Source organism: Kosakonia sp. HypNH10 (genome assembly GCF_029850615.1).
Classification (GTDB): domain Bacteria; phylum Pseudomonadota; class Gammaproteobacteria; order Enterobacterales; family Enterobacteriaceae; genus Kosakonia; species Kosakonia cowanii.
The window spans coordinates 1-24379 of sequence record NZ_JAOTIU010000008.1 but is presented as its reverse complement, the minus strand read 5'-3'; the positions used below and the strand labels follow the sequence as shown (position 1 = coordinate 24379).

The 24379-nt window shown below is 55.1% G+C and carries 24 protein-coding genes; 18 read left to right on the top strand and 6 right to left on the bottom strand.

Annotated elements, in window-relative coordinates; genetic code table 11:
• Positions 1 to 9: 9 nt before the first annotated feature.
• The 6 genes from rng to csrD all read right to left on the bottom strand — a co-directional run bounded on the left by rng (position 10) and on the right by csrD (position 6912).
• Positions 10 to 1479 carry a ribonuclease G gene (gene rng / locus N7V53_RS19130; RefSeq protein ID WP_023481025.1) on the bottom strand — a complete coding sequence of 490 codons (1470 nt, stop codon included), beginning with the start codon at positions 1477 to 1479 and terminating at the stop codon, positions 10 to 12.
• The gene (locus N7V53_RS19125) at positions 1469 to 2062 is read right to left on the bottom strand and encodes a Maf family protein (RefSeq protein ID WP_279794514.1); all 594 of its coding nucleotides are present in this window, start codon (positions 2060 to 2062) and stop codon (positions 1469 to 1471) included. Before N7V53_RS19125 ends, rng begins: the two co-directional genes overlap by 11 nt.
• An 8-nt stretch (positions 2063 to 2070) precedes the next feature.
• Positions 2071 to 2559, bottom strand: a complete 489-nt coding sequence (gene mreD, locus N7V53_RS19120; RefSeq protein ID WP_023480801.1) for a rod shape-determining protein MreD — start codon at positions 2557 to 2559, stop codon at positions 2071 to 2073.
• Positions 2559 to 3557 carry a rod shape-determining protein MreC gene (gene mreC / locus N7V53_RS19115; RefSeq protein WP_023480946.1) on the bottom strand — a complete coding sequence of 333 codons (999 nt, stop codon included), beginning with the start codon at positions 3555 to 3557 and terminating at the stop codon, positions 2559 to 2561. Before mreC ends, mreD begins: the two co-directional genes overlap by 1 nt.
• Positions 3558 to 3618: 61 nt before the next feature.
• Positions 3619 to 4662, bottom strand: a complete 1044-nt coding sequence (gene mreB, locus N7V53_RS19110; protein WP_006818047.1) for a rod shape-determining protein MreB — start codon at positions 4660 to 4662, stop codon at positions 3619 to 3621.
• Between the two features lie 306 nt (positions 4663 to 4968).
• Positions 4969 to 6912: an RNase E specificity factor CsrD gene (csrD, locus tag N7V53_RS19105; RefSeq protein WP_279794512.1), complete on the bottom strand. Its 1944-nt coding sequence runs from the start codon at positions 6910 to 6912 to the stop codon at positions 4969 to 4971.
• Between the two features lie 289 nt (positions 6913 to 7201).
• Here csrD and msrP point away from each other — a divergent pair, with 289 nt between their 5' ends.
• The 18 genes from msrP to N7V53_RS19015 all read left to right on the top strand — a co-directional run bounded on the left by msrP (position 7202) and on the right by N7V53_RS19015 (position 24267).
• A complete protein-coding gene (gene msrP, locus N7V53_RS19100; RefSeq protein WP_076769266.1) occupies positions 7202 to 8200 on the top strand; it encodes a protein-methionine-sulfoxide reductase catalytic subunit MsrP in 999 nt (332 codons plus the stop codon).
• Entirely contained in the window at positions 8201 to 8800 is a 600-nt protein-coding gene (msrQ, locus tag N7V53_RS19095; RefSeq protein ID WP_279794510.1) for a protein-methionine-sulfoxide reductase heme-binding subunit MsrQ, read from the top strand.
• Between the two features lie 234 nt (positions 8801 to 9034).
• Complete coding sequence (gene aroQ, locus N7V53_RS19090; RefSeq protein ID WP_023480704.1) at positions 9035 to 9487, top strand: type II 3-dehydroquinate dehydratase; 453 nt, start codon at positions 9035 to 9037, stop codon at positions 9485 to 9487.
• Positions 9488 to 9508: 21 nt separating this feature from the next.
• Complete coding sequence (gene accB, locus N7V53_RS19085) at positions 9509 to 9979, top strand: acetyl-CoA carboxylase biotin carboxyl carrier protein (protein WP_187800287.1); 471 nt, start codon at positions 9509 to 9511, stop codon at positions 9977 to 9979.
• 10 nt (positions 9980 to 9989) lie between these two features.
• Positions 9990 to 11339, top strand: coding sequence for an acetyl-CoA carboxylase biotin carboxylase subunit (gene accC, locus N7V53_RS19080; RefSeq protein WP_023480919.1), 1350 nt, complete (start codon positions 9990 to 9992; stop codon positions 11337 to 11339).
• A 108-nt stretch (positions 11340 to 11447) separates the two neighbouring features.
• Complete coding sequence (locus tag N7V53_RS19075; protein WP_279794508.1) at positions 11448 to 11690, top strand: YhdT family protein; 243 nt, start codon at positions 11448 to 11450, stop codon at positions 11688 to 11690.
• The gene (gene panF / locus N7V53_RS19070; RefSeq protein ID WP_279794507.1) at positions 11680 to 13131 is read left to right on the top strand and encodes a sodium/pantothenate symporter; all 1452 of its coding nucleotides are present in this window, start codon (positions 11680 to 11682) and stop codon (positions 13129 to 13131) included. The genes N7V53_RS19075 and panF overlap by 11 nt, the downstream gene beginning before the upstream one ends.
• A gap of 11 nt (positions 13132 to 13142) precedes the next feature.
• Positions 13143 to 14024, top strand: a complete 882-nt coding sequence (gene prmA, locus N7V53_RS19065) for a 50S ribosomal protein L11 methyltransferase (RefSeq protein WP_279794506.1) — start codon at positions 13143 to 13145, stop codon at positions 14022 to 14024.
• 142 nt (positions 14025 to 14166) lie between these two features.
• Positions 14167 to 14904: a carbonic anhydrase family protein gene (locus tag N7V53_RS19060; RefSeq protein ID WP_279794505.1), complete on the top strand. Its 738-nt coding sequence runs from the start codon at positions 14167 to 14169 to the stop codon at positions 14902 to 14904.
• 310 nt (positions 14905 to 15214) lie between these two features.
• A complete protein-coding gene (dusB, locus tag N7V53_RS19055; RefSeq protein ID WP_034813628.1) occupies positions 15215 to 16180 on the top strand; it encodes a tRNA dihydrouridine synthase DusB in 966 nt (321 codons plus the stop codon).
• Positions 16181 to 16205: 25 nt separating this feature from the next.
• The gene (gene fis / locus N7V53_RS19050; RefSeq protein ID WP_000462905.1) at positions 16206 to 16502 is read left to right on the top strand and encodes a DNA-binding transcriptional regulator Fis; all 297 of its coding nucleotides are present in this window, start codon (positions 16206 to 16208) and stop codon (positions 16500 to 16502) included.
• 160 nt (positions 16503 to 16662) lie between these two features.
• On the top strand, positions 16663 to 16824 hold the full coding sequence (locus N7V53_RS19045) for a DUF2556 family protein (RefSeq protein WP_023480928.1): 162 nt from the start codon (positions 16663 to 16665) through the stop codon (positions 16822 to 16824).
• Between the two features lie 165 nt (positions 16825 to 16989).
• Positions 16990 to 19077 carry a bifunctional diguanylate cyclase/phosphodiesterase gene (locus N7V53_RS19040; RefSeq protein ID WP_279794504.1) on the top strand — a complete coding sequence of 696 codons (2088 nt, stop codon included), beginning with the start codon at positions 16990 to 16992 and terminating at the stop codon, positions 19075 to 19077.
• A 334-nt stretch (positions 19078 to 19411) separates the two neighbouring features.
• Positions 19412 to 19633 carry a lipoprotein gene (locus tag N7V53_RS19035; protein ID WP_023480815.1) on the top strand — a complete coding sequence of 74 codons (222 nt, stop codon included), beginning with the start codon at positions 19412 to 19414 and terminating at the stop codon, positions 19631 to 19633.
• 473 nt (positions 19634 to 20106) lie between these two features.
• Positions 20107 to 21132 (top strand): amino acid ABC transporter substrate-binding protein, encoded by a 1026-nt coding sequence (locus N7V53_RS19030; RefSeq protein ID WP_023480752.1) that lies wholly within the window; start codon positions 20107 to 20109, stop codon positions 21130 to 21132.
• A 73-nt stretch (positions 21133 to 21205) separates the two neighbouring features.
• The gene (locus N7V53_RS19025) at positions 21206 to 22387 is read left to right on the top strand and encodes an amino acid ABC transporter permease (RefSeq protein WP_279794502.1); all 1182 of its coding nucleotides are present in this window, start codon (positions 21206 to 21208) and stop codon (positions 22385 to 22387) included.
• A gap of 9 nt (positions 22388 to 22396) precedes the next feature.
• Positions 22397 to 23500 carry an amino acid ABC transporter permease gene (locus N7V53_RS19020; RefSeq protein ID WP_279794630.1) on the top strand — a complete coding sequence of 368 codons (1104 nt, stop codon included), beginning with the start codon at positions 22397 to 22399 and terminating at the stop codon, positions 23498 to 23500.
• An 8-nt stretch (positions 23501 to 23508) separates the two neighbouring features.
• Entirely contained in the window at positions 23509 to 24267 is a 759-nt protein-coding gene (locus tag N7V53_RS19015) for an amino acid ABC transporter ATP-binding protein (protein ID WP_054803019.1), read from the top strand.
• Positions 24268 to 24379: the final 112 nt, after the last annotated feature.

Here is a 24379-nt window from a genome sequence, read left to right as displayed (position 1 = left end):
GGCCGCGAATTACATCATGACTACGTCAAACTGCTCCTGATTATAGAGCGGCTCGATTTGTACTTTGACCTGCTTACCGACGAAGATTTCCACCTCCGCCAGCGCATGAGACTCTTCGCTCTTCAGCGCTTCCGCCACGGCCGGAGAGGCGTAGACCAGGAAGCGATCGGAGTCGTAGGCATGATGCACACGCACGATTTCGCGCATGATTTCATAGCACACCGTTTCGACTGACTTTACCGTGCCGCGCCCGTGACAGGTCGGACACTCGTTGCACAGCACATGTTCAACGCTTTCGCGGGTGCGTTTGCGGGTCATCTCCACCAGGCCAAGCTGGGAGAAACCGTTGATGCTGGTTTTCACCCGGTCTTTGCTCAGCGCCTGCTCCAGCGAGTGCAGCACGCGGCGGCGGTGATCCTCATTATTCATATCGATAAAGTCGATGATGATAATGCCGCCGAGATTGCGCAGCCGCAGCTGGCGGGCGATCGCTTGGGTGGCTTCAATGTTGGTATTGAAGATGGTGTCGTCGAGATTGCGATGGCCGACAAACGCGCCGGTGTTGATATCGACGGTGGTCATCGCTTCGGTTTGATCGATAATCAGGTAGCCGCCCGATTTCAGCTCAACTTTGCGCTCAAGCGCACGCTGGATTTCGTTTTCGACATCAAAGAGATCGAAGATTGGCTGGCGGCCGCTGTAGTGCTCAAGCTTGCTGGTCATCTCCGGGATGTACTCCGCGGTAAACTCCAGCAGCGCTTCAAAGGTGAGGCGCGAGTCAACGCGGATGCGATCGAGATGGGCATCCGCAAAATCGCGCAGGACGCGCTGGGCTAACGCCAGCTCGCCATAGAGTTTATAACGCGTCTGCTGGCGCTTTTTGCGCTCCATCACCTTCGTCCAGACGCGCTTCAGGTAGGCCGCGTCAGAGGCGAGATCCTCTTCGCAAACCCCTTCCGCAGCGGTGCGAATGATAAATCCGCCCTGCTCATCGCAGTAGCTCGCCACCACCTTTTTCAGGCGATCGCGCTCGGCTTCGCTCTCAATACGCTGAGAGACGCCAACGTGCGCGGCGCCCGGCATAAAGACCAGGTAACGGGAGGGTAAAGTGATGTCGGTAGTGAGACGCGCGCCTTTGGTGCCGAGGGGATCTTTCACCACCTGCACCATCAGGTCCTGGCCCTGGCGCACCAGCTCGGAGATGTCGCGCACGGTAAAGTTCTTCTGCTCTTCACCGGCAACGCATTCGGTATGCGGCATAATGTCGGAGGCGTGTAGAAACGCCGCCTTTTCCAGACCAATATCTACAAAAGCCGCCTGCATACCCGGTAGCACCCGGCTGACCCGACCTTTGTAGATATTGCCTACTATCCCGCGCCGTGCTTCGCGCTCAATGTGAATTTCCTGCAGAATGCCGCCGTCAATATAGGCAACACGCGTTTCCGATGGTGTAACGTTGACCAGTAATTCAGCCGTCATGATTATCTCTTCCTTCACGCACTGCGTTGAAATTGCTCAGCAATTCAAAGGTTTCCACTAGCGGTAAGCCAACGACAGCGTGATAACTCCCGTTAATTTTCCTGACAAAGCAACCGCCCAGCCCCTGAATACCATACGCACCGGCTTTATCCAGCGGTTCCCCGCTCGCTACATAGTCGGCAATATCCTTTTCTGATAACGCTCTGAAGGTCACTTCGGTTTCTACCAGACACTCCAGCACCTGTTCGCGGTCCGCAATAGCGACGGCGGTCATCACCTGGTGAGTCTGCCCGGAGAGTTGGCGCAGCATAGTGGCAGCATGCGAGGAGTCATGGGGTTTTTCAAGCACTTCCCCATTTAATATGACAATGGTGTCGGCGCCCAGCACCGGCAGATCGCGCGATGCCATCGCCACGCCCGCCTGCGCCTTTTCCCGCGCCAGCCGCGCCACGTACTGCCTGGCGCTCTCACCGGCCTGCCGCTGCTCCTCGATACCCGGAACAACACGCTCAAACGACACCCCAAGCTGCGTCAGTAATTCCTGACGGCGGGGAGAACCAGAAGCAAGCCAGATAGCTGTCATATCAACCTTTATTGCACCGCAAATTGCTGACGGATCTTACGCATAAGCAGGAAGATCCACGGCCAGAGCACGCCATTGACCAGGCTGCTCCAGAAAATTTCTGGTTTGAACGAGACGTTGATCACCAAAAATTCGGCCCAGAAGACGACCACTTCTGTTGCCAGCGACAATAACATTACCACCAGCGCCTGTTGCCAGAGCGCCAGATTACGGAATAACTGAAATTTTAGTGCGACCAGATAGGCGACGATGCTCAGGGAGAGCGCCCGTACGCCGAGGGTGGATCCGCTAATGAGATCCAGTATGGCACCCATCGCGAAACCCGTACCGACATTTACGCGGTGCGGTAAAGCGAGGATCCAGTAGAGCAGAATCAGCAGCACCCAGTTTGGCCGGTAGACGATGATGTCATCCGGCCAGGGCATGATTTGAAGCAATAGCGCAATGAAAAACGAGAGCCAGATGACCCAGCGCCCCTGGCTACGATAACTTGCCACTACTGCCCTCCCGACGATTGTTGCGGCATCGGCTGGGTTAAGCCGGTCGCCGGTGCAGGCATCGGTGCAGGCGGCCCCATGGTATCCGGAGAAGGCAAGACCTGCGGCATCATCTGCAGCAGACGCTCGTTCGCCACGCGGTGAACATCTTCCGGCGTGCGCGGGTTAGCGCCGTTGCGATCGGAGCCCCAGAGCAGAAGCAGGTAACGTAAACGTTGCAGACCGGCGGTTGGACGCGCCTGAATCACCGTGTACGCACGCTGAGTATCAAGTTTCACCGAGGAGACCACCGCAACCGGGTAGCCTTCCGGGAAACGTCCGCCGAGACCGGAAGTCACCAGCACATCACCCACGCGAATATCGGTATTCGCCGGCAGATGTTCCAGCTGCAGATCGTCAGTACAGCCGTTACCGGCGGCAATGACGCGGATATCGTTACGCAGCACCTGGATCGGCAACGCATGGGTCGCATCGCAAATCAGCAGCACGCGGCTGGTCATCTTAGCGACCGCAATCACCTGGCCGACAACGCCTTTATCGCTGATCACCGGCTGGCCTTCGTAAACGCCGTTGACGCTGCCTTTATCGATAACCACCTGATCGCTGTAGGGATCGTTAACCGTTGAGATCACCTGGGTGACCATTTTTTGCTCATCCTGACGCAGCGGCGAGCCGAGCAGTTCGCGCAGCCGCGCGTTCTCCTGCTTGTACTGCCCTAACATCAGCAGCTCGCTGTTTTTCAGCAGCAGCTCCTGGCGCAGCGCCCGGTTTTCGAGTTCGAGCTGATCGCGCGAAGCCAGCGTTTGCGACACGCTGTCCAATAATTCGCGGGGACCATTGGAAATAAAATAGAAAGGGCTGACGGCCGTATCCATGTACGTCCGGATCTGGCTGAACGTACCGAGGCGGCTGTCGGCGATAATGACTCCAAGCGCCACCAAAACCGCCAGGAACAGGCGAATCTGCAGTGACGGGCCACGGCTAAAAATTGGCTTCATAGGCTTTGCGTATTCTCAGGCCAGACAGATACGGAGCGCGAGGCCCCGTATCTGACGCGGATTACTCTTCGCTGAACAAGTCGCCGCCGTGCATATCGATCATTTCCAGCGCCTTGCCGCCGCCACGCGCTACGCAAGTCAGGGGATCTTCTGCCACTACCACAGGAATACCCGTCTCTTCCATCAGCAGACGGTCGAGGTTGCGCAGCAGCGCGCCGCCGCCGGTCAGAACCATACCGCGCTCGGAGATATCAGATGCCAGCTCCGGCGGGCACTGCTCCAGCGCGACCATGACAGCGCTAACGATGCCGGTCAGCGGCTCTTGCAGCGCTTCAAGGATTTCATTGGAGTTCAGGGTGAAACCGCGCGGAACACCTTCAGCCAGGTTACGACCGCGCACTTCGATTTCGCGCACTTCGTCGCCCGGGTAAGCAGAGCCGATTTCGTGTTTGATACGTTCTGCGGTGGCTTCACCAATCAGCGAGCCGTAGTTGCGGCGCACATAATTAATGATCGCTTCGTCGAAGCGGTCGCCGCCGATGCGGACAGAGGAGGAGTAAACCACGCCGTTTAAGGAGATAACGGCGACTTCGGTGGTACCACCACCGATATCGACGACCATAGAACCGGTCGCTTCGGAAACCGGCAGACCCGCACCAATCGCGGCGGCCATCGGCTCTTCAATCAGGAACACTTCGCGGGCGCCAGCGCCCTGCGCGGATTCACGGATCGCGCGGCGCTCAACCTGCGTGGCGCCAACCGGCACACAGACCAGTACGCGCGGGCTTGGGCGCATAAAGCTGTTGCTGTGTACCTGTTTGATAAAGTGCTGCAGCATCTTTTCGGTCACGAAGAAGTCCGCGATTACGCCATCTTTCATCGGGCGGATTGCAGCGATATTGCCCGGCGTACGGCCAAGCATCTGCTTCGCTTCATGACCGACTGCGGCCACGCTTTTCGGTGAACCGGCACGATCCTGGCGAATGGCCACCACGGAAGGCTCATTCAGTACGATGCCTTGTCCTTTTACATAAATCAGGGTATTCGCGGTACCCAGGTCAATGGACAGGTCATTGGAAAACATGCCACGAAATTTTTTCAACATACTAAGGGATAATCCTGAAAGCTGGGGCGGAAAGAAAAATCCGCTTACTTTACCAACCACACGCAACAGCGACAAGGCACAAGAAGTCTCAGCTACGGTGAAAATTAGTGCAGTTTGTTTCCTTTGTTGCAAAACGACATGACTCTGTCCGGAAGCGTAAAAAAACCGTCGTTCCGGCACATTGCGCCTGCAAGCTGGCAAAGGTCAAACCGGCATTTTTACTGCAACAATCTGGCGGGCAGGCTCGCACGCCCCCCGACCACGGCAGCGCGCGTTATTCTACGTGAAAACGACTCAAACAGCAGTTCAAACCGAGTATCTTTGTGAATATTTTTTCACATTGGTGTCGAGCGGTTGAGACGCCGCGAAGAAATCGCCCTGTCCGCCCGCCACGCCTCGCTCCACCAGCATCTGCCATTCGCCGCGCGTGCGAACGCCGGTCGCAAAGACGCGGGTTCGTGTGCCTTTACACGCTTCAACAAGGCTCTGTACCAGCAGCTGGTTTTCGGTGCGCTTCTCAATGTTCCTGACCAACCCCGGATGCAGCTTCAGTAGCTCGACATCCAGCGCTTTGATCCAGCTGGTGCTGACCAACGTCAGACCCGCCTGAACCACCGCCACGCGCGCGCCTAATCCATTGATCAATCGCACGACCGACTGCAATCGGCTGATGTGTTGACACACATCGGCCTCTGCAAGTTCAAAAATAATCCGTTTGCGTTGCGATTTTTCGCATTGCATCAAGGTATCGCGCAGCCAGCGCTGGAAGCGCGGACGGATCAGCGACTCGACGGTGACCTCAATGGCGAGGTTCTCCTCCGGCCAGTAGCCGAGGAACGGCATTAAACGCGTGATCTGCAGCCGGTCATACTCTTCTGACATGCCAAATTGCAGCACCATCTGCATATACTCTTCGGCGATCACCTCCTGTTCGCCGTCGAAAATGCGGCACATCAGCTCCCGGTGATGCACTTGCCCGTCACGGTTAACCGCCGGTTTCTGGTAGACGCGTGGCCCGCCGCGGCTCAGCATCTGCTCAATCAGCGTTCGCCAGCGCACATTGCCACGCCCCTGCTCGGGTAGCGAGTCGTCATAGACCGACCAGCTATTGGTGCCCTGTAGCACCGCGTTGCGCGCCGCCGCCTCCGCGTGCTCCATCACCTGCCGGGTCGACTGCCCACCGCGCCAGCTGCAAATGCCGATATGCATAATGTCTTCGCGGGTCAACATTTTGGTCGGCGGCAAACCATCCACCGCTTTCAGGATCTGCCCGGCGATGCTCTCCGCCTCTTTTAATGTGCGGTGCGGAAGCAGTACCGCGAAGTCACTGCGGTGATAGCGCGCCAGCAGCGCGCCGGGGTAACGCATAATAAAGGTGGAGAGCAGGTTAATAAGGGTAAAGAGATACTCTTCGGCGGCAGAGGCAAGCCCGTCGCTGTCGCGCAGCAGGTCAAAATCTGGCAAGCGGATCATCATCACCACGCCGTGCGAACCGACCTTCTCCTGATCTTCTAATAGTGTTGCCAGTTGATTATCAAAAAAGAGGCGGTTATTGAGGCCGGTGCGCGTGTCCTGCGCCGCGTAAGAGCGGATAAGCGTATCCATGCGGCTGCGCTGATCGCTGGCAAACTGAATATCCGTTAACAGCACGTCCAGCGCGCTGCTGGTGCGCGATGGCCACTCATAAATGCTGCCGCGCACCTGCGCCCCGCGCTCGCCATTAAGGATGCGCGTCGCCCGCAGTTCCAGCAGCTCCTGGCCGGAGAGTTGCCGCCGTAGCCAGCGCACCGCGAGGAAGATAATGACGATCATAAAACCAATCGCCACCGTCAGCGGCGCGGTGGTCATCATCGAGCGGAAATAGTTGGCCATCGGATCCTGATAGACCAGCGTAAAGGTCACGCCGGGGATCTTCATCGACGGCATCTCAATCTCGCGCATGGCGGAGTTACTGCCCGCCGGGCGATAACTCCCTTTGCGCGTATGGCTTAAAAGGATATGGCGGCCCTGCTTGATGGCAATAGAGGTGATATCGACCGGCACCATCATCTCATCAAGCTGCGTGGAGAGGCGCGGAAACGGAGTGGAGATCAGGCGGGTGTCGATAACGGTAGCGACGGCCTGTACGCGGTTGGCGACTTTATCCTGTATCGCGTTATAAAAGCTGAGTGAGCAGCCGATGAGCGTGACGAAAATCGCCAGCCCGGTCAGAAGTGTTACAAAAGCACTAAATTTCGTCGTTAATCGCATCCCTGATTTAACTCCGCGCGTGTAAAGAACAGAACGATATCGCCTGAAGAAGGTCTGTATAGTAAGCACTAACTTTTGAGCTTCGCCGCGACACGCGCGCGCACTGCGGTGAAGCCTGAAAATGGCACACCGTTTCACCCAGCGAGTATAGTCTTCAGAAATTTTTTTCCAATCATCAATAAGCTTAAAGAATGTCTTTAACACGCAATTTTCACTAATTGCTAACTTACTCTTCTTCGCGTTAACGTAGCTTTCCCTACGCCAGCCGCGACACCGTCAGAGGATGTAAATGAAGAAAAAATTGACCGAAGCAGATGTCACCGCTGAATCCGTGTTTTTTATGCAGCGCCGCCAGGTATTAAAGATGCTCGGCATCGGTGCGACGGCCGCCACACTCCCTTCGGTGGCGCACGCCGATCTTCTTGACTGGTTTAAAGGCAATGACCGCCCAAAAGCGCCGGCTGGTAAACCACTCACATTCACCCAGCCTGCCGAATGGCAAAGTAAGCTGCCGTTGACGCCGGAAGAGAAGGTTACCGGGTACAACAACTTTTATGAGTTTGGGCTGGATAAAGCCGATCCTGCTGCCAATGCCGGCAGCATGAAGACCGATCCCTGGACATTGACCATTGATGGCGAAGTGGCGAAACCGCTGACGCTCGATCATGCGGCGCTGACTTCGCGCTTTCCGCTGGAGGAGCGCATTTATCGCATGCGCTGCGTCGAAGCCTGGTCGATGGTGGTGCCGTGGATTGGTTTTCCACTGCATAAACTGCTGGCGCTGGTGGAGCCGACCAGCAAAGCGAAGTATGTCGCTTTTGAAACACGTTATGCGCCCGATGAGATGCCGGGCCAGAAGGATCGCTTTATTGGCGGCGGGCTGGCCTACCCTTATGTAGAGGGGTTGCGTATAGATGAAGCGATGCATCCGCTCACGCTGCTCACCGTCGGGGTATATGGTAAAGCGCTGCCGCCGCAGAACGGAGCGCCGATCCGCCTCACCGTACCGTGGAAATATGGCTTTAAAGGCATTAAGTCTATTGTCAGTATTAAGCTCACCAGCCAGCGCCCGCCGACGACGTGGAACCTCTCCGCGCCAAATGAGTATGGTTTCTATGCCAATGTGAACCCGCATGTCGATCACCCGCGCTGGTCGCAGGCGACGGAGCGTTTTATCGGTTCGGGCGGCGCGCTGGACGTGAAACGCCAGCCGACGCTGCTGTTTAACGGCTACGGTGAAGAGGTCGCTTCCCTCTATCGCGGTCTCGATTTGCGGGAGAACTTCTAAGTGCGGTTAACGGCAAAACAGATTACCTGGCTTAAAGTTGCGCTACATCTTGCCGGTTTCCTGCCGCTGCTCTGGCTCTTCTGGGCAGCGAACCAGGGCTACTTCAGCGCCGATCCGGCAAAAGATATTCAACATTTCACCGGCAGAATGGCGCTGAAGTTTCTGCTTGCCAGCCTGCTAATCACTCCGCTTGCGCGCTACGGTAAGCAGTCACTGCTGATCCGTACGCGTCGGCTGCTTGGGCTGTGGTGCTTTGCGTGGGCCAGCTTACATCTGGTCAGCTATACGCTGCTGGAACTGGGCATTAATAACCTGGCTTTGCTCGGACAAGAGCTGGTTACTCGCCCTTATTTAACCCTTGGCGCAATCAGTTGGCTGATCTTGCTGGCGCTGGCCGCGACGTCGACGCAGTGGGCGCAGCGTAAACTGGGCAGACGCTGGCAAACTTTGCACAACTTCGTCTATCTGGTGGCGATCCTCGCCCCCATTCACTACCTCTGGTCAGTGAAGATCCTCTCCCCGCAGCCGGTTCTCTACGCGGTTGCCGCGCTGGTATTGTTAGCGTTGCGTTACAAAAAATTCCGCCAATGGTGGCGTTAGCCACCGTTTTTGCGCGGTTCCCCGCAGAAAAAGCGCCTTTCGCGACGCGTTCCCGCAACATGAATTAGAATCTTCTCAGATAAGACCAGTATTTAGCTGCCAAAAGCAACGAAATGGTTATAATGTGCGACTTTGGTTCGTTTATCGGACTTTTTTAAGCTCCGAAAAGGTGACAAGCGCGAATCGAAGGTATATTTTGTTTTTTGCCGAAGAATCGCAGGAGATAGCAGCATAATGGCTGATAAGTTCCATGTATTGGTTTTGAACGGACCGAACCTGAATATGCTCGGTACGCGAGAGCCGGAGAAGTACGGCACGCTGACGCTTGAGGAGATTGTTAATTCTTTGAGAACGGAAAGCGCGTCACTTAACGTGGAACTGGCACATTTTCAGTCTAACGCGGAGTACGCAATCATCGACCGTATTCATCAGGCTAAAGACGTAACTGACTTCATCCTGATTAATCCGGCCGCGTTTACGCACACCAGTGTTGCTATCCGTGATGCGTTGCTGGCGGTGAATATCCCGTTTATTGAGATCCACCTCAGCAATGTACATGCGCGGGAGCCGTTCCGTCACCACTCCTATCTCTCGGATATTGCCGTTGGCGTTATCTGCGGGCTTGGTGCGGACGGTTATTCATACGCTTTACAGACGGCGGTAAAACGCCTGTCACAATCACACTAAACAAGAGTACGGAACCCACTCATGGATATTCGTAAGATTAAAAAACTGATCGAGCTGGTTGAAGAATCAGGCATCTCCGAACTGGAAATTTCCGAAGGCGAAGAGTCTGTGCGCATCAGCCGCAGTGCACCTGCCGCAAGTTTCCCGATGATGCAGCAGGCTTACGCCGCGCCGATGATGCAACAACAGCCTGCCCTGGCGAACGCTGTCGCTACGACAGCCACAGTAGAAGCACCGGCAGCCGCAGCAGAAATCAGTGGTCACATCGTACGTTCCCCGATGGTCGGAACCTTCTATCGCACCCCGAGCCCGGATGCGAAAGCCTTTATCGAAATTGGCCAGAAAGTAAACGTGGGCGACACCCTCTGCATCGTTGAAGCGATGAAAATGATGAACCAGATCGAAGCCGATAAATCAGGCGTGGTGAAAGCCATTCTGGTCGAGAGTGGCCAACCGGTTGAATTTGACGAGCCGCTGGTCGTCATCGAGTAACGAGGCGCACATGCTGGATAAAATTGTTATCGCCAACCGCGGCGAGATCGCACTGCGAATCCTTCGTGCCTGTAAAGAGCTGGGCATTAAGACCGTCGCTGTGCACTCCACGGCGGATCGCGATTTAAAACACGTATTACTGGCGGACGAAACGGTCTGTATCGGTCCGGCACCGTCCGTTAAAAGTTACCTGAATATCCCGGCGATCATCTCTGCGGCCGAAATTACTGGCGCAGTGGCGATTCACCCGGGTTATGGCTTCCTCTCTGAGAACGCCAACTTCGCTGAGCAGGTTGAACGCTCCGGCTTTATCTTTATCGGCCCGAAAGCCGACACCATTCGCCTGATGGGCGATAAAGTGTCCGCGATCAACGCGATGAAGAAAGCGGGCGTACCTTGCGTACCGGGTTCTGACGGCCCGCTGGGCGACGACGTTGACGCTAACCGTGCCCATGCAAAACGCATCGGCTACCCGGTTATCATCAAAGCCTCCGGCGGCGGCGGCGGTCGTGGTATGCGCGTAGTGCGCAAAGACGCCGACCTGGCGCAGTCCATTGCCATGACGCGCGCGGAAGCAAAAGCGGCGTTCAACAACGACATGGTCTACATGGAGAAGTACCTGGAAAATCCTCGCCACGTCGAGATCCAGGTGCTGGCAGATGGTCAGGGTAACGCGATCTATCTGGCCGAGCGTGACTGCTCCATGCAGCGCCGCCACCAGAAAGTGGTTGAAGAGGCACCGGCTCCGGGCATCACGCCGGAACTGCGTCGCTACATCGGTGAGCGTTGTGCGAAAGCCTGTGTTGATATCGGCTATCGCGGCGCGGGTACCTTCGAGTTCCTGTTTGAGAACGGTGAGTTCTACTTTATTGAGATGAACACCCGTATTCAGGTAGAGCACCCGGTAACCGAAATGATCACCGGCGTTGATCTGATCAAAGAGCAGCTGCGTATCGCTGCCGGTCAGCCGCTCTCCATCACTCAGGAAGAAGTGGTGATCAAAGGTCATGCGGTTGAATGCCGTATTAACGCCGAAGATCCCAACACCTTCCTGCCGAGCCCGGGCAAAATCACGCGCTTCCATGCGCCAGGTGGTTTTGGCGTGCGCTGGGAATCGCATATCTACGCCGGTTATACCGTACCGCCGTATTACGATTCCATGATCGGCAAGCTGATCTGCTACGGCGAGAGCCGTGATGTGGCGATTGCACGTATGAAGAATGCGCTGCAGGAGTTGATCATCGACGGGATTAAAACTAACGTCGATCTGCAGATGCGCATTATGTCCGACGAGAACTTCCAGCACGGTGGAACCAACATCCACTACCTGGAGAAGAAACTCGGTCTGCAGGAAAAATAATCGCGATTACGCGCAAAAGGCCGGTTCTTCCGGCCTTTTTTCTTTTTCTCTCCCCTCATCTTTTCCTTAAGGTACAATCCCCGCTTTCTTCATCCACAAGGGAATAAAATGGACAACCGTTTTGTTCAGGCACACATTGAAGCCCGCTGGGCGCTGTGGCTGACCCTTCTCTATCTTGTTGCCTGGTTAGTGTGTGCTTACATACCGGATTCAGCGCAGGGCATCACCGGTTTACCCCACTGGTTTGAGATGGCCTGCCTGTTAACGCCGCTGGTGTTTGTGCTGCTCTGCTGGGCGATGGTGCGTTTTATCTTCCGTGATATCCCGCTGGAGGATAAGGATGCAAACTGAAATTATTGCCGTGCTGGTGATCTACCTGTTCATCGTTTTCGGCCTCTCCTTCTATGCCATGCGTCAGCGCAGCAGCGGCACTTTTCTGAGCGAGTATTTCCTCGGGAGCCGCTCGATGGGAGGATTTGTGCTGGCGATGACCCTGACGGCGACCTATGTCAGCGCCAGCTCCTTTATCGGCGGCCCGGGCGCTGCCTATAAATTCGGCCTCGGCTGGGTGCTGCTGGCGATGATCCAGGTGCCGACCATCTGGCTGTCGCTCGGTATCCTCGGCAAAAAATTCGCCATTCTTGCCCGGCGGTATAACGCTATTACCCTCAACGATATGCTGATGGCCCGCTACCAGAGCCGGGCAGTAGTGTGGCTCGCCAGCATCAGTTTACTGGTGGCCTTTGTCGGGGCGATTGCGGTGCAGTTTATCGGCGGCGCGCGCCTGCTGGAGACCGCTGCCGGTATCAAGTATGAATCTGGCCTGCTGATTTTCGGCATCACTATTGCGCTCTACACCGCCTTTGGCGGTTTTCGCGCAAGCGTACTGAACGACACCATGCAGGGAATGGTGATGTTGATCGGCACGCTTGTTCTGCTGGCGGGGGTGATCCACGCGGCGGGCGGTCTGCACCATGCGGTGGATACTCTGCGGCAGATCGACCCGAAACTGGTCAGCCCCCACGGCGCGAGCGATATTCTCACCCCGGCCTTTATGACCTCTTTCTGGGTGCTGGTCTGCTTTGGTGTAATTGGCCTGCCGCATACCGCTGTGCGTTGCATCTCTTATAAAGACAGCAAATCGGTGCATCGCGGCATTATTATCGGCACCATTGTGATTGCACTGTTGATGCTCGGTATGCACCTGGCGGGCGCGCTGGGCCGGGCGGTGCTGCCGCATCTGTCGGTGCCGGATCAGGTGATCCCCACCTTAATGGTTGAAGTGCTGCCACCGTGGGCGGCGGGACTGTTTCTCGCCGCGCCGATGGCGGCGATCATGTCTAACGTCAACGCTCATCTGTTGCAGGCTTCGGCCACCATCATTAAAGATCTGTGGCTCAGCGCCCAGCCGACTAAAATTCGCCATGAGCCGCGCCTGAAGCGTATTTCGACGGCAACCACGCTCATTCTCGGCGTGCTGATGATGCTGGCGGCATGGCGTCCGCCGGAGATGATCATCTGGCTGAATCTGCTGGCGTTCGGCGGTCTTGAAGCCGTGTTCCTGTGGCCGCTGGTGCTGGGGCTTTACTGGGAGCGCGCAAATGCCGCAGGTGCGCTTAGCGCCATGATTGTCGGCGGCGTGCTGTATGCCGTGCTCGCCACCCTGAATATTCAGTACCTGGGCTTTCATCCGATCGTGCCCTCGCTGCTGCTAAGTTTGTTAGCCTTTGTGGTCGGGAACCGTTTTGGCCGCCCGGCGCCGCAGGCTGCTTCCCTTTCTGCTAATCAATAAAGAGTAACGCCATGCCATGGATCCAACTGAAACTGAACACCACCGGCGCGCATGCTGAAGATCTGAGCGACGCTCTGATGGAAGCAGGCGCAGTCTCCATTACCTTCCAGGATACGCACGACACCCCCGTGTTTGAGCCGCTGCCGGGCGAGACCCGCCTGTGGGGCGATACCGATGTGATCGGTCTGTTCGATGCTGAAACAGAGATGGCGGAGGTGGTTGCCCAACTCGCCTCTCATCCGCTGCTGGGCGAAGGTTTCGCGCATAAAATTGAGCAGCTGGAAGATAAAGACTGGGAGCGCGAGTGGATGGATAACTTCCACCCGATGCGCTTTGGCGAGCGGCTGTGGATCTGCCCGAGCTGGCGCGATGTGCCGGATGAAACCGCCGTCAACGTAATGCTCGATCCCGGGCTGGCATTCGGCACCGGCACCCATCCGACAACGTCGCTCTGCCTGCAGTGGCTCGACGGCCTCGATCTTAACGGCAAAACGGTGATCGATTTTGGCTGCGGCTCCGGCATTCTGGCCATCGCTGCCCTGAAGCTGGGCGCGTCGAAAGCGATCGGGATCGATATCGATCCGCAGGCGATCCAGGCGAGCCGCGATAATGCCGAGCGCAATGGCGTGTTAGACCGCATTGAACTCTATCTGCCGGACGATCAGCCCGCAGAGATGAAAGCCGACGTGGTGGTCGCGAATATCCTCGCCGGCCCGCTGCGCGAGCTGGCACCGCTGATTAGCGTTCTGCCTGTTACGGGCGGACTGCTGGGGCTGTCGGGCATTCTTGCCAGCCAGGCAGGGAGCGTTTGTGAAGCTTATACCAACCTGTTCAACCTCGATCCGGTGGTTGAAAAAGAGGAGTGGTGCCGCATCACCGGCCAGAAAAAATAGTCCCCACAGCGTGGCCTCCCGGCCACGCTTTTTATTCCCCTGCCATTTGTAGTGATTTATTTCCCGTGAAGTTTATAATGAGCCGCCGCTGTATTAACGGATGGTAAATCATTGATTTATAAACATTCATCGGATGAATACTATGTCACTTCGTATAGCAAAAACAGCCTTTGCTGTGGCAAGCCTGTTTCCCTTATTGGCGTGGTCCGCTCACTGGAGTTATGAAGGCGCAACATCGCCGGAACATTGGGGTGAGTTAAGTCAGGAGTTTCAGGCCTGCCAGAGTGGTAAAAACCAGTCGCCAATTGATATTGATAATATCGTCACTGCTCGCCTTTCACCGCTTAGCAGCCACTACCGTGAAAGCCCCGCGCTGCTGATAAACAATGGCCATACTCTGCAAGCCAACTTTATCGATAACCTCAATACCATAGAGCTGGCGGGAGTTGTCTCGCACCTCCAGCAGTTTCACTTCCACGCCCCCAGTGAGCATACCCTGCATGGCAAGCATGCCCCGCTGGAGATGCATCTGGTTCATACCTCGGTGAAAGGCGATATCACCGTTGTCGCGGTGCTATTTGAAACGGGGGCGGCAAATCGTGAGCTGGCGGCGCTATCGCAGCATCTCCCCACTCGCGGTGGCTCAACGGCGCTAACGGCGCAGCACATTGATATGGCGGCGCTGCTGCCGCGTGAAAAGACCTACTGGCGCTTTAGCGGATCGCTGACCACGCCGCCCTGTTCAGAAGGGGTTACCTGGCTGGTAATGAAACAGCCGCTGACACTCTCTCCCGAGCAGCTTGCGCAGTTCAAATCTGCGCTCGGGCACGCCAATAACCGCCCGACACAGCAGCTGTATGGCCGGCTGGTCGTCGAGTAGCGGCCTTAAAATATCAGCATAAAAATGAGAGCGGGTTCGCAAAATCCGCTTTTTTTTGGCTTAAAAATCAGCAGTTATGCTGCTTATTGCCCCATTAAAAACGATAAATCTCGTGAATTTATCAGCAAGCTAAAAATTTTAGCTTTGCTATAACCCAATGAAAATTATGATTTAATGCCTGTTTGCCTCTCCAGGACTGGCTATTCCTTGATCTACAACAGTGGATTGCTCAAAGTTTGGCCTTTCATCTCGTGCAAAAAATGCGTAATATACGCCGCCTTGCAGTCACAGTATGGTCATTTCTTAACTCATGCGCATCGGACACCACCAGCTTAGAAATCGCCTGATCGCAGCGCCCATGGCTGGCATTACTGACAGACCTTTCCGGACGCTGTGCTACGAGATGGGAGCCGGTTTAACCGTATCCGAGATGATGTCGTCTAACCCGCAGGTCTGGGAGAGCGACAAATCACGACTGCGGATGGTGCACATTGATGAGCCCGGTATTCGCACCGTGCAAATTGCGGGCAGCGACCCGGAAGAGATGGCCCAAGCCGCACGTATTAACGTGGAAAGTGGCGCTCAAATTATTGATATCAATATGGGCTGTCCGGCTAAAAAGGTGAATCGCAAGCTTGCAGGTTCCGCCCTGTTGCAGCACCCGGATTTGGTGAAATCGATCCTCACCGCGGTGGTTGGCGCAGTGGATGTTCCTGTAACCCTGAAGATTCGCACAGGCTGGGCCCCTGAGCACCGTAACTGCGTAGAGATTGCCCAACTGGCTGAAGAGTGTGGCATTCAGGCTCTGACCATTCATGGACGCACCCGCGCCTGTTTGTTCAATGGAGAAGCTGAGTACGACACGATTCGGGCAGTTAAGCAGAAAGTTTCCATTCCGATTATCGCGAATGGCGACATTACTGACCCGCTTAAAGCCAGAGCTGTGCTCGACTATACGGGGGCGGATGCCCTGATGATAGGCCGCGCAGCTCAGGGAAGACCCTGGATCTTTCGGGAAATCCAGCACTATCTGGACACTGGGGAGCTGCTGGCTCCGCTGCCACTGGCAGAGGTTAAGCGCTTGCTTTGCGCGCATGTTCGGGAACTGCATGACTTTTACGGTCAGGCAAAAGGTTACCGAATTGCACGTAAACACGTCTCCTGGTATCTCCAGGAGCACGCCCCGAATGACCAGTTTCGGCGCACATTCAACGCCATTGAGAATGCCAGCGAACAGCTGGAGGCGTTGGAGGCATACTTCGAAAATTTTGCGTAAACAGAAATAAAGAGCTGACAGAACTATGTTCGAACAACGCGTAAATTCTGACGTACTGACCGTTTCTACCGTTAACTCTCAGGATCAGGTAACCCAAAAACCGCTCCGTGACTCGGTAAAACAGGCACTGAAGAACTATTTTGCTCAACTGAACGGTCAGGATGTTAATGACCTCTATGAGCTGGTACTGGCTGAAGTAGAACAGCCACTGTTGGACATGGTGATGCAATACACCCGTGGTAATCAGACCCGCGCGGCGCTGATGATGGGCATCAACCGCGGTACGCTGCGTAAAAAACTGAAAAAATACGGCATGAACTGATTCGTCAGTGAGTGGTATTGATAAAAAGGCGCTGACCGGCATGGGTAAGCGCCTTTTTTATTGCCTGAAATGACGCTAAAAAGAGCGCTTTCATCGGCATTACCTCAGCGCAAAATCGTGTATATTTTCCGCAAATGGTTGCAAAAAAGGGAGAGACGGAATGATTCGCAAATATGGGTGGCTGCTGGTTTTCGCTCTCTCGATCTTTGCGCTGGATGGCTTAATCATGCAGTGGATCGAGTATCTGACCACTGACATTAATAAATGCCGCAATATGAACTCCGTCAATCCACTCAAACTGGTTCACTGCGATTCTCTCTAAGTGATTGCTTGCTGCGATATTTGGTAAAAATGCAGCGATCGCCTTGATTAACGCAGGGATTTAAATCGATTTGAGTCCTTCCCGGACAGTGATAATGTCTCAGCCCTTTTCGCCTCTACGACCGTAGCAATACGTAACGCCCTTAGTGAATGAGTTGATGACATCATGCTGGTTAGCCAATACGACTATATCCTTGTTGTTGTTTCGTTTGTTGTAGCCATTCTGGCCTCTTATACCGCCCTGAATATGGCCGGACGCGTCTCCACCAGCAGCGGTGCCTCATCCTGGGTATGGCTGTGCGGCGGCGGCGTGGCGATGGGCATCGGCATCTGGGCGATGCACTTTATCGGCATGCTGGCGATGAATATGTCGATGAACATGCGCTACGAGCCTGTTCTCACCGGCTTATCGATGGCGATCGCCATTGGCTCCTCGCTGTTTGCGTTGTGGCTGGTTAGCGCGCCAAAGCTGCACCTGCGCCGGCTGATTCCTGGCTCTGTCGTGATGGGTCTTGGCATTGCTGCGATGCATTACACCGGTATGGCGGCGCTACAGGTTTCACCGCCGATTGTCTGGCACAAAGGCTGGATCGCCCTTTCGATAGTAATTGCCCTGGCGGCCTCTTTCGCCGCGTTATGGCTCACCTTCCGCCTACGCCACGAAGCGGCACAGGTTGCGCTTATGCGCTTTGGCGCAGCCATCTTAATGGGGCTGGCCATCACCGGCATGCACTACACCGGAATGATGGCAGCGCAGATCCCCTTCCAGCATCATCACATTGCAGTGGTGCACCACGGCTTCAATAATAACTGGCTCGCCGTGCTGGTCAGCATGATGGCCTTTTCCGTGCTCGGCATTACCTTACTGGTTTCGATGTTTGATGCTCGTTTACAAGCGCGCACGTCGCTGCTTGCCACGTCACTTGCAGCGGCAAACCGCGAGCTGGCGAGGCTGGCGCTGCACGACACCTTAACGCGTCTGCCAAACCGCGTCCTGCTGGAAGATCGCATTGAGCAGGCAATCAATAAAGCGCGCCGTGAAGAGAGCGCGTTTGCGCTGATGTTTATGGATCTCGACGGCTTTAAAACGGTCAATGACGCATGGGGACACGATGTTGGCGATAAATTACTGGTGGCGGTAACCGAGCGGCTCACGCAGCAACTGCAGGGGCAATATACGCTGGCGCGCATTGGTGGCGATGAGTTCGTGCTGCTGGCTGAGATTGCCGCGCCGGACGATGCTGCCACGATCGCCAGTTCGCTCATCCGCGCTGTCGATCGCCCTTTTACTATTGATCCCTATGATGTGATGGTGACACTGAGTATCGGTATCGCGCTCTACCCTGACGATGGCAAAAATGAGCGCGAGTTGATGTTCAACGCCGATGCGGCGATGTATCACACCAAACATATGGGCCGTAACGGCTATCACTTCTTCCAGCCCTCAATGAACCGGCTGGCGCAAACCCAGCTGCAACTGCTGAATGATTTGTGGATGGCGCTGGAGCGTAAGGAGTTCCGCCTCGTTTACCAACCTAAATTCCAGGCACCTTCCGGGCCGGTTGTCGGTTTTGAGGCGCTGTTGCGCTGGCACCATCCCCAGCAGGGTGTGCTGAGCCCGGATCTCTTTTTGCCGCTGGCGGAGAAAACTGGCCTGATTGTTCCGCTCGGTGACTGGGTGATCGATGAGGCCTGCCGCCAGCTCAGCGAATGGCGCCAGCAGGGACATACGGACTGGACGATAGCCGTTAACCTTTCGACATTACAGTTCGAGCATAGCGCGCTGGTACAAACCATTCTGGGCACGCTGAGCAGACATAATGTTCCGCCTGAGCAATTGATCCTTGAAGTAACTGAAACGACGGCGATGAGTAACCCCGATGAGAGCGTGCGGGTGCTAACCGAGTTGAGTGACGCAGGCGTGAAAGCATCGATTGACGACTTCGGGACCGGTTATTCGAGCCTGCTTTATCTTAAGCGTCTGCCGGCGTGCGAGCTGAAGATCGATCGCGCGTTTGTCCGCGAACTGGGCCAGGAGGGTGAAGATGCCACGATTGTTTCCGCGATCGTCGCGTTAGCCAGAACGCTGAACCTCAAAGTGGTGGCAGAGGGCGTCGAGACGGAAGAACAGCAGGCATTTCTCACCGAGCTGGGCTGCAATACGTTGCAGGGCTATCTCTTAGGTAAACCGGTCAGTGCAGAAACGATTACCGCACAAGGGAAGAGTCTCGCCCCCACTGAAACGGTGACGTGAATTTAATGATTAAATAAAGGCGTCTGCGGACGCTTTTATTTTACGTCAGTGAGAAATTAGATTATTCTCATGCCCTTAAGCGCTGTTTACGCTTTTAAACGCCTTCTTTTATCTTCCTTTTTTCTGAATCTCACTTTTATTTATCTCGTCTCCATAATTTCTGCACAATTTCGCTTAAATACCCTTTTTAACTTCATCAAGTTTACAAAGTACATATCCGGACATTATTGCCCCGGTGAATCTGTTTTACTGAATGATAAAATCAAGCCATAGATACTGACCAGATATTGCGACTGTTGATATCAAGAGTCGCGGTTAAATAGAGGTAATTACAATGAAAAAAATGATCTCCGTCGCCCTGCTGGCAACCTTCCTCGCGGGCTGTGCACACGACTCACCTTGCGTACCGGTCTATGACGATCAGGGCCGCCTGGTGCATACCAACACCTGTGTGAAAGGCACCACGCAGGATAACTGGGAAACAGCAGGCGCTATCGCCGGCGGCGCGGCAGCCCTTGCCGGCTTAACGCTCGGTATTGTGGCCCTCACCAAATAGTTCTCTTAAGCGCGGTTTTCCGCGCTTTTGCTTTATAACGGTGCAGCAATTTTTTATTTCACCGCTTTTGCTATCGAAAACGTGCATCGGTTCCCGTTATAAGCATCACTTTTTTATATTTCATAATGCCATTCCGACGCTGTTGTTTGTCTTACGTGATTACATTCACAAATCAACCCCATCGTATTTAATGCTTATATTCACCTGCGAAACTTGTCTGGCAGAAATAGCGAATTAACGACGCTGTTTTGCTCCATTTTGTGGAGTGCGTTCTATTTTTGCACCAGCCCGGGGCATTGCTTCTCCACTTTCCTGTCTACACTCATCCTGAAACCTGTTTGATTCCTTAAATACCCTGCATAAACCAACCTGGCATCACCTTTGCTATATCCACTGCGGCCTTCGCCACAGACAGGTTCAGGCGTTACCCGGACGCCCCATATAACGATAATTTTCGCCACACAGGATGCATTATGAAAAAGATGATGATCGCCAGCCTGGCCGCTGCCGGCGTGCTGTTTGCTGTCGCCAGCCAGGCGCACGCAGGTACAACGCTTGATGCTGTCAAAAAGAAAGGGTTTGTTCAGTGCGGGATCAGTGATGGTTTACCTGGTTTCTCTTATGCGGATGCAAACGGGAAATTCACCGGTATCGACGTGGATATCTGCCGTGGCGTTGCCGCCGCCCTTTTCGGCGACGACAGCAAAGTGAAATATACCCCGCTGACGGCGAAAGAGCGCTTTACCGCGCTGCAATCTGGCGAAGTGGACATGCTCTCGCGCAATACCACCTGGACCTCTTCACGCGATGGCGGTATGGGGCTTTCGTTTACCGGCGTAACCTACTATGACGGCATCGGCTTCCTGACCCATAACAAAGCGGGCCTGAAGAGCGCTAAAGAGCTTGATGGCGCAACCGTTTGTATTCAGGCCGGGACTGATACCGAGCTGAACGTGGCGGATTACTTTAAATCCAACAAAATGAGCTACACCCCGGTGACGTTTGACCGCTCTGACGAGTCGGCGAAGGCGCTGGAATCCGGCCGCTGCGATACGCTGGCCTCCGATCAGTCTCAGCTCTATGCGCTGCGTATCAAGCTGAGCAACCCGGCAGAGTGGATCGTCTTGCCGGAAGTGATCTCTAAAGAGCCGCTCGGCCCGGTGGTGCGCCGCGGTGACGATGACTGGTTCGCCATCGTGCGCTGGACGCTCTTCGCCATGCTGAATGCCGAAGAGATGGGCATTACCTCGAAGAACGTCGATGAGAAAGTGGCTAACCCTGCAACGCCGGATATGGCGCACCTGCTCGGGAAAGAGGGCGACTTCGGCAAAGATCTTAAACTCGATAACAAGTGGGCTTACAACATTATTAAGAAGGTCGGTAACTACTCCGAAGTCTTCGAACGTAACGTCGGTTCTGAAAGCCCACTGAAAATCAAACGTGGCCAGAATAACCTCTGGAATAACGGCGGGATTCAGTACGCTCCACCGGTGCGTTAATCCGCTGCTGCCGTAACGGGCGTTACTCTGCGGTGACGCCCAGTCCAGAATTATGGTTACTGAGGTTTTCTCTATGCCCCATCGCCGCCCAACCGTGAAAGGCGCGCTCTCCCTTTCAAACCCTGCGGTTCGCGCCTGGCTGTTTCAAATCCTGGCGATTATCGCCGTGGTTGTTGTTGCCCTCTATCTGCTCCATAACGCGGTGACTAACCTCAACAACCGGGGCATTACCTCCGGCTTCGCCTTCCTCGACCGCGCGGCCGGTTTTGGTATTGTTCAGCACCTGATTGATTATGAACAGGGCGACACCTATGGACGAGTGTTCCTGGTCGGTTTACTGAATACGCTGCTGGTCTCGGCGCTCTGTATTGTCTTCGCCTCGCTGCTGGGCTTTTTCCTTGGCCTTGCAAGGCTTTCTGAAAACTGGCTGCTGCGAAAGCTGTCGACGATCTATATCGAGACATTTCGCAATATTCCCCCGCTGTTGCAGATCTTCTTCTGGTACTTTGCGGTGCTGCGCAACCTGCCCGGTCCGCGCCAGGCGGTAAATGCCATGGAGCTGGTGTTTCTCAGCAACCGTGGACTTTATATTCCTTCACCGCAAGTGGGCGAAGGGATGCTTCCCTTTATCGGCGCGCTGGTGCTGGCGGCGGCCATAACCGTTGGACTGTTTCGCTTTAATAAAGCGCACCAGATCAAGACCGGTCAGCTGCGGCGAACCTGGCCGACCGCGCTGGGGCTGATTATTGTGCTGCCGCTGATGGCGCATGCGCTGTTCGGTGCGGCGCTGCATTGGGAAGTGCCGCAGCTGCGCGGCTTTAACTTCCGCGGCGGCATGGTGCTGATCCCGGAGCTGGCGGCGCTGACTATCGCGCTTTCGGTTTATACCTCAGCCTTTATTGCTGAGATTATTCGCGCCGGGATCCAGTCTGTGCCGCACGGACAGCAAGAGGCGGCGCGTTCGCTTGGCCTGCCTAATCCTGTCACGCTACGGCAGGTGATTATTCCCCAGGCGCTGCGGGTGATCATTCCACCGCTGACCAGCCAGTATCTCAACATTGCGAAAAACTCATCGCTGGCGGCGGCGATCGGCTACCCCGATATGGTGTCGCTGTTTGCCGGTACGGTGCTGAATCAGACCGGCCAGGCCATTGAAACCATCGCCATTACCATGTCGGTCTATCTGCTTATCAGCCTCTCCATTTCGCTGCTGATGAATATCTATAACCGCCGTATTGCCCTGATTGAGCGCTGAGGATAAATGATGACAAAAGCTATTGTGTCGCCCTCCACGCGCCCGCTGCCATCGGGAAATAACGGCATGCTGCTGTGGGTGCGTAAAAATCTCTTTTCAAGCTGGTCAAACTCCCTGCTGACGCTCTTTTGCCTGTGGATGATGTGGGAGCTTATCCCGCCGCTGCTGCAGTGGGCGCTGTTCCAGGCGAACTGGGTCGGCTCGACTCGCGCGGACTGCACTAAAGCGGGCGCCTGCTGGGTCTTTATTCATCAACGCTTCGGCCAGTTTATGTATGGGCTCTACCCACACGACCAGCGCTGGCGAATCAACCTGGCGCTGATTGTTGGCCTGCTCTCTATCGTACCGATGTTCTGGAAAGGGATGCCGCGACGCGGACGCTACATTGCCTGCTGGGCGGTGCTCTATCCGCTGGTTGTTTGGTGGCTGATGTTTGGCGGCTTTTTCGGGCTGGAGCGCGTTGAGACCCGCCAGTGGGGCGGCCTGACGCTAACGTTGATTATCGCCTCGGTCGGTATTGCCGGCGCTCTGCCGCTGGGGATTTTGCTGGCGCTGGGTCGACGCTCAACGATGCCGGTAGTGCGGATATTGTCGGTGATGTTTATTGAGTTCTGGCGCGGCGTACCGCTGATTACGGTGCTGTTTATGTCTTCAGTAATGCTGCCGCTGTTTATGTCTGAAGGCACCACCATCGATAAGCTGATCCGCGCGCTGGTTGGGGTGATCATGTTCCAGTCCGCCTATGTGGCAGAAGTGGTTCGCGGCGGTTTGCAGGCGCTACCGAAGGGGCAGTATGAAGCGGCCGAGTCGCTGGCGCTGGGCTACTGGAAGACGCAGGGGCTGGTGATCCTGCCGCAGGCGTTAAAGCTGGTGATCCCGGGCCTGGTGAACACCATTATTGCGCTGTTTAAAGATACCAGCCTTGTGATCATCATTGGCCTGTTTGATCTCTTTAGCAGCGTGCAGCAGGCGACGGTCGATCCCGACTGGCTTGGGATGTCGACGGAAGGGTATGTGTTTGCTGCGTTAGTCTATTGGGTTTTCTGTTTCAGCATGTCGCGCTATAGCCAGCATCTGGAGAAGCGCTTTAACACCGGGCGTACACCGCACTGAGGATGATGATGAGTAATACAACAATGCAATCTGGCGACGCGATGATCACGCTCGAAAATGTGAATAAGTGGTACGGGCAATTCCATGTTTTGAAAGATATTAATTTGCATGTAAAGCAGGGGGAAAGGATTGTACTTTGTGGCCCGTCGGGATCCGGAAAGTCGACCACCATTCGCTGTATCAACCACCTGGAAGAGCATCAGCAGGGGCGTATTGTGGTGGACGGTATTGAGCTGAATGAGGATATTCGCAATATCGAAAAGATCCGCCAGGAAGTGGGGATGGTTTTCCAGCACTTCAATCTCTTCCCCCATCTGACGGTTTTGCAGAACTGTACGCTGGCACCAATATGGGTGCGCAAGATGCCAAAGAAAGAGGCGGAAGCGCTGGCAATGCATTATCTGGAGCGGGTACGTATTGCCGAGCATGCGCATAAGTTCCCGGGGCAGATTTCGGGCGGGCAGCAGCAGCGCGTAGCGATTGCGCGCTCGCTCTGTATGAAGCCGAAAATTATGCTTTTCGATGAGCCCACCTCGGCGCTGGATCCGGAAATGGTGAAGGAGGTACTTGATACCATGATTGGGCTTGCGCAGTCGGGTATGACGATGTTGTGCGTGACCCATGAGATGGGTTTTGCCCGCACCGTGGCGGACCGGGTGATCTTTATGGATCGCGGTGAGATCGTAGAGCAGGCAGCGCCCGATGAGTTCTTTGCACAACCAAAATCAGAGCGTACGCGGGCATTTTTATCGCAGGTTATTCACTGAATGCCGCATGCTTCCTGTTAAGGCTACCCAATGGGTGGCCTTTTTTATCGCCGGGTTTAGCCGGATGCAGAATGACAAAAGGCCCCGTCTTTCGACGAGGCCTTCTGCTTTA

Excerpts from the sequence above, each read along its gene's own strand:
- fis (WP_000462905.1), top strand. The coding sequence starts at position 16,206 with ATGTTCGAACAACGCGTAAATTCTGACGTACTGACCGTTTCTACCGTT.
- rng (WP_023481025.1), bottom strand. The coding sequence starts at position 1,479 with ATGACGGCTGAATTACTGGTCAACGTTACACCATCGGAAACGCGTGTT.
- aroQ (WP_023480704.1), top strand. The coding sequence starts at position 9,035 with ATGGCTGATAAGTTCCATGTATTGGTTTTGAACGGACCGAACCTGAAT.
- N7V53_RS19075 (WP_279794508.1), top strand. The coding sequence starts at position 11,448 with ATGGACAACCGTTTTGTTCAGGCACACATTGAAGCCCGCTGGGCGCTG.
- accC (WP_023480919.1), top strand. The coding sequence starts at position 9,990 with ATGCTGGATAAAATTGTTATCGCCAACCGCGGCGAGATCGCACTGCGA.
- msrP (WP_076769266.1), top strand. The coding sequence starts at position 7,202 with ATGAAGAAAAAATTGACCGAAGCAGATGTCACCGCTGAATCCGTGTTT.
- N7V53_RS19060 (WP_279794505.1), top strand. The coding sequence starts at position 14,167 with ATGTCACTTCGTATAGCAAAAACAGCCTTTGCTGTGGCAAGCCTGTTT.
- N7V53_RS19020 (WP_279794630.1), top strand. The coding sequence starts at position 22,397 with ATGACAAAAGCTATTGTGTCGCCCTCCACGCGCCCGCTGCCATCGGGA.
- prmA (WP_279794506.1), top strand. The coding sequence starts at position 13,143 with ATGCCATGGATCCAACTGAAACTGAACACCACCGGCGCGCATGCTGAA.
- N7V53_RS19015 (WP_054803019.1), top strand. The coding sequence starts at position 23,509 with ATGAGTAATACAACAATGCAATCTGGCGACGCGATGATCACGCTCGAA.
- mreC (WP_023480946.1), bottom strand. The coding sequence starts at position 3,557 with ATGAAGCCAATTTTTAGCCGTGGCCCGTCACTGCAGATTCGCCTGTTC.
- csrD (WP_279794512.1), bottom strand. The coding sequence starts at position 6,912 with ATGCGATTAACGACGAAATTTAGTGCTTTTGTAACACTTCTGACCGGG.
- mreB (WP_006818047.1), bottom strand. The coding sequence starts at position 4,662 with ATGTTGAAAAAATTTCGTGGCATGTTTTCCAATGACCTGTCCATTGAC.
- dusB (WP_034813628.1), top strand. The coding sequence starts at position 15,215 with ATGCGCATCGGACACCACCAGCTTAGAAATCGCCTGATCGCAGCGCCC.
- N7V53_RS19035 (WP_023480815.1), top strand. The coding sequence starts at position 19,412 with ATGAAAAAAATGATCTCCGTCGCCCTGCTGGCAACCTTCCTCGCGGGC.
- N7V53_RS19040 (WP_279794504.1), top strand. The coding sequence starts at position 16,990 with ATGCTGGTTAGCCAATACGACTATATCCTTGTTGTTGTTTCGTTTGTT.
- N7V53_RS19030 (WP_023480752.1), top strand. The coding sequence starts at position 20,107 with ATGAAAAAGATGATGATCGCCAGCCTGGCCGCTGCCGGCGTGCTGTTT.
- N7V53_RS19025 (WP_279794502.1), top strand. The coding sequence starts at position 21,206 with ATGCCCCATCGCCGCCCAACCGTGAAAGGCGCGCTCTCCCTTTCAAAC.
- N7V53_RS19045 (WP_023480928.1), top strand. The coding sequence starts at position 16,663 with ATGATTCGCAAATATGGGTGGCTGCTGGTTTTCGCTCTCTCGATCTTT.
- panF (WP_279794507.1), top strand. The coding sequence starts at position 11,680 with ATGCAAACTGAAATTATTGCCGTGCTGGTGATCTACCTGTTCATCGTT.
- accB (WP_187800287.1), top strand. The coding sequence starts at position 9,509 with ATGGATATTCGTAAGATTAAAAAACTGATCGAGCTGGTTGAAGAATCA.
- N7V53_RS19125 (WP_279794514.1), bottom strand. The coding sequence starts at position 2,062 with ATGACAGCTATCTGGCTTGCTTCTGGTTCTCCCCGCCGTCAGGAATTA.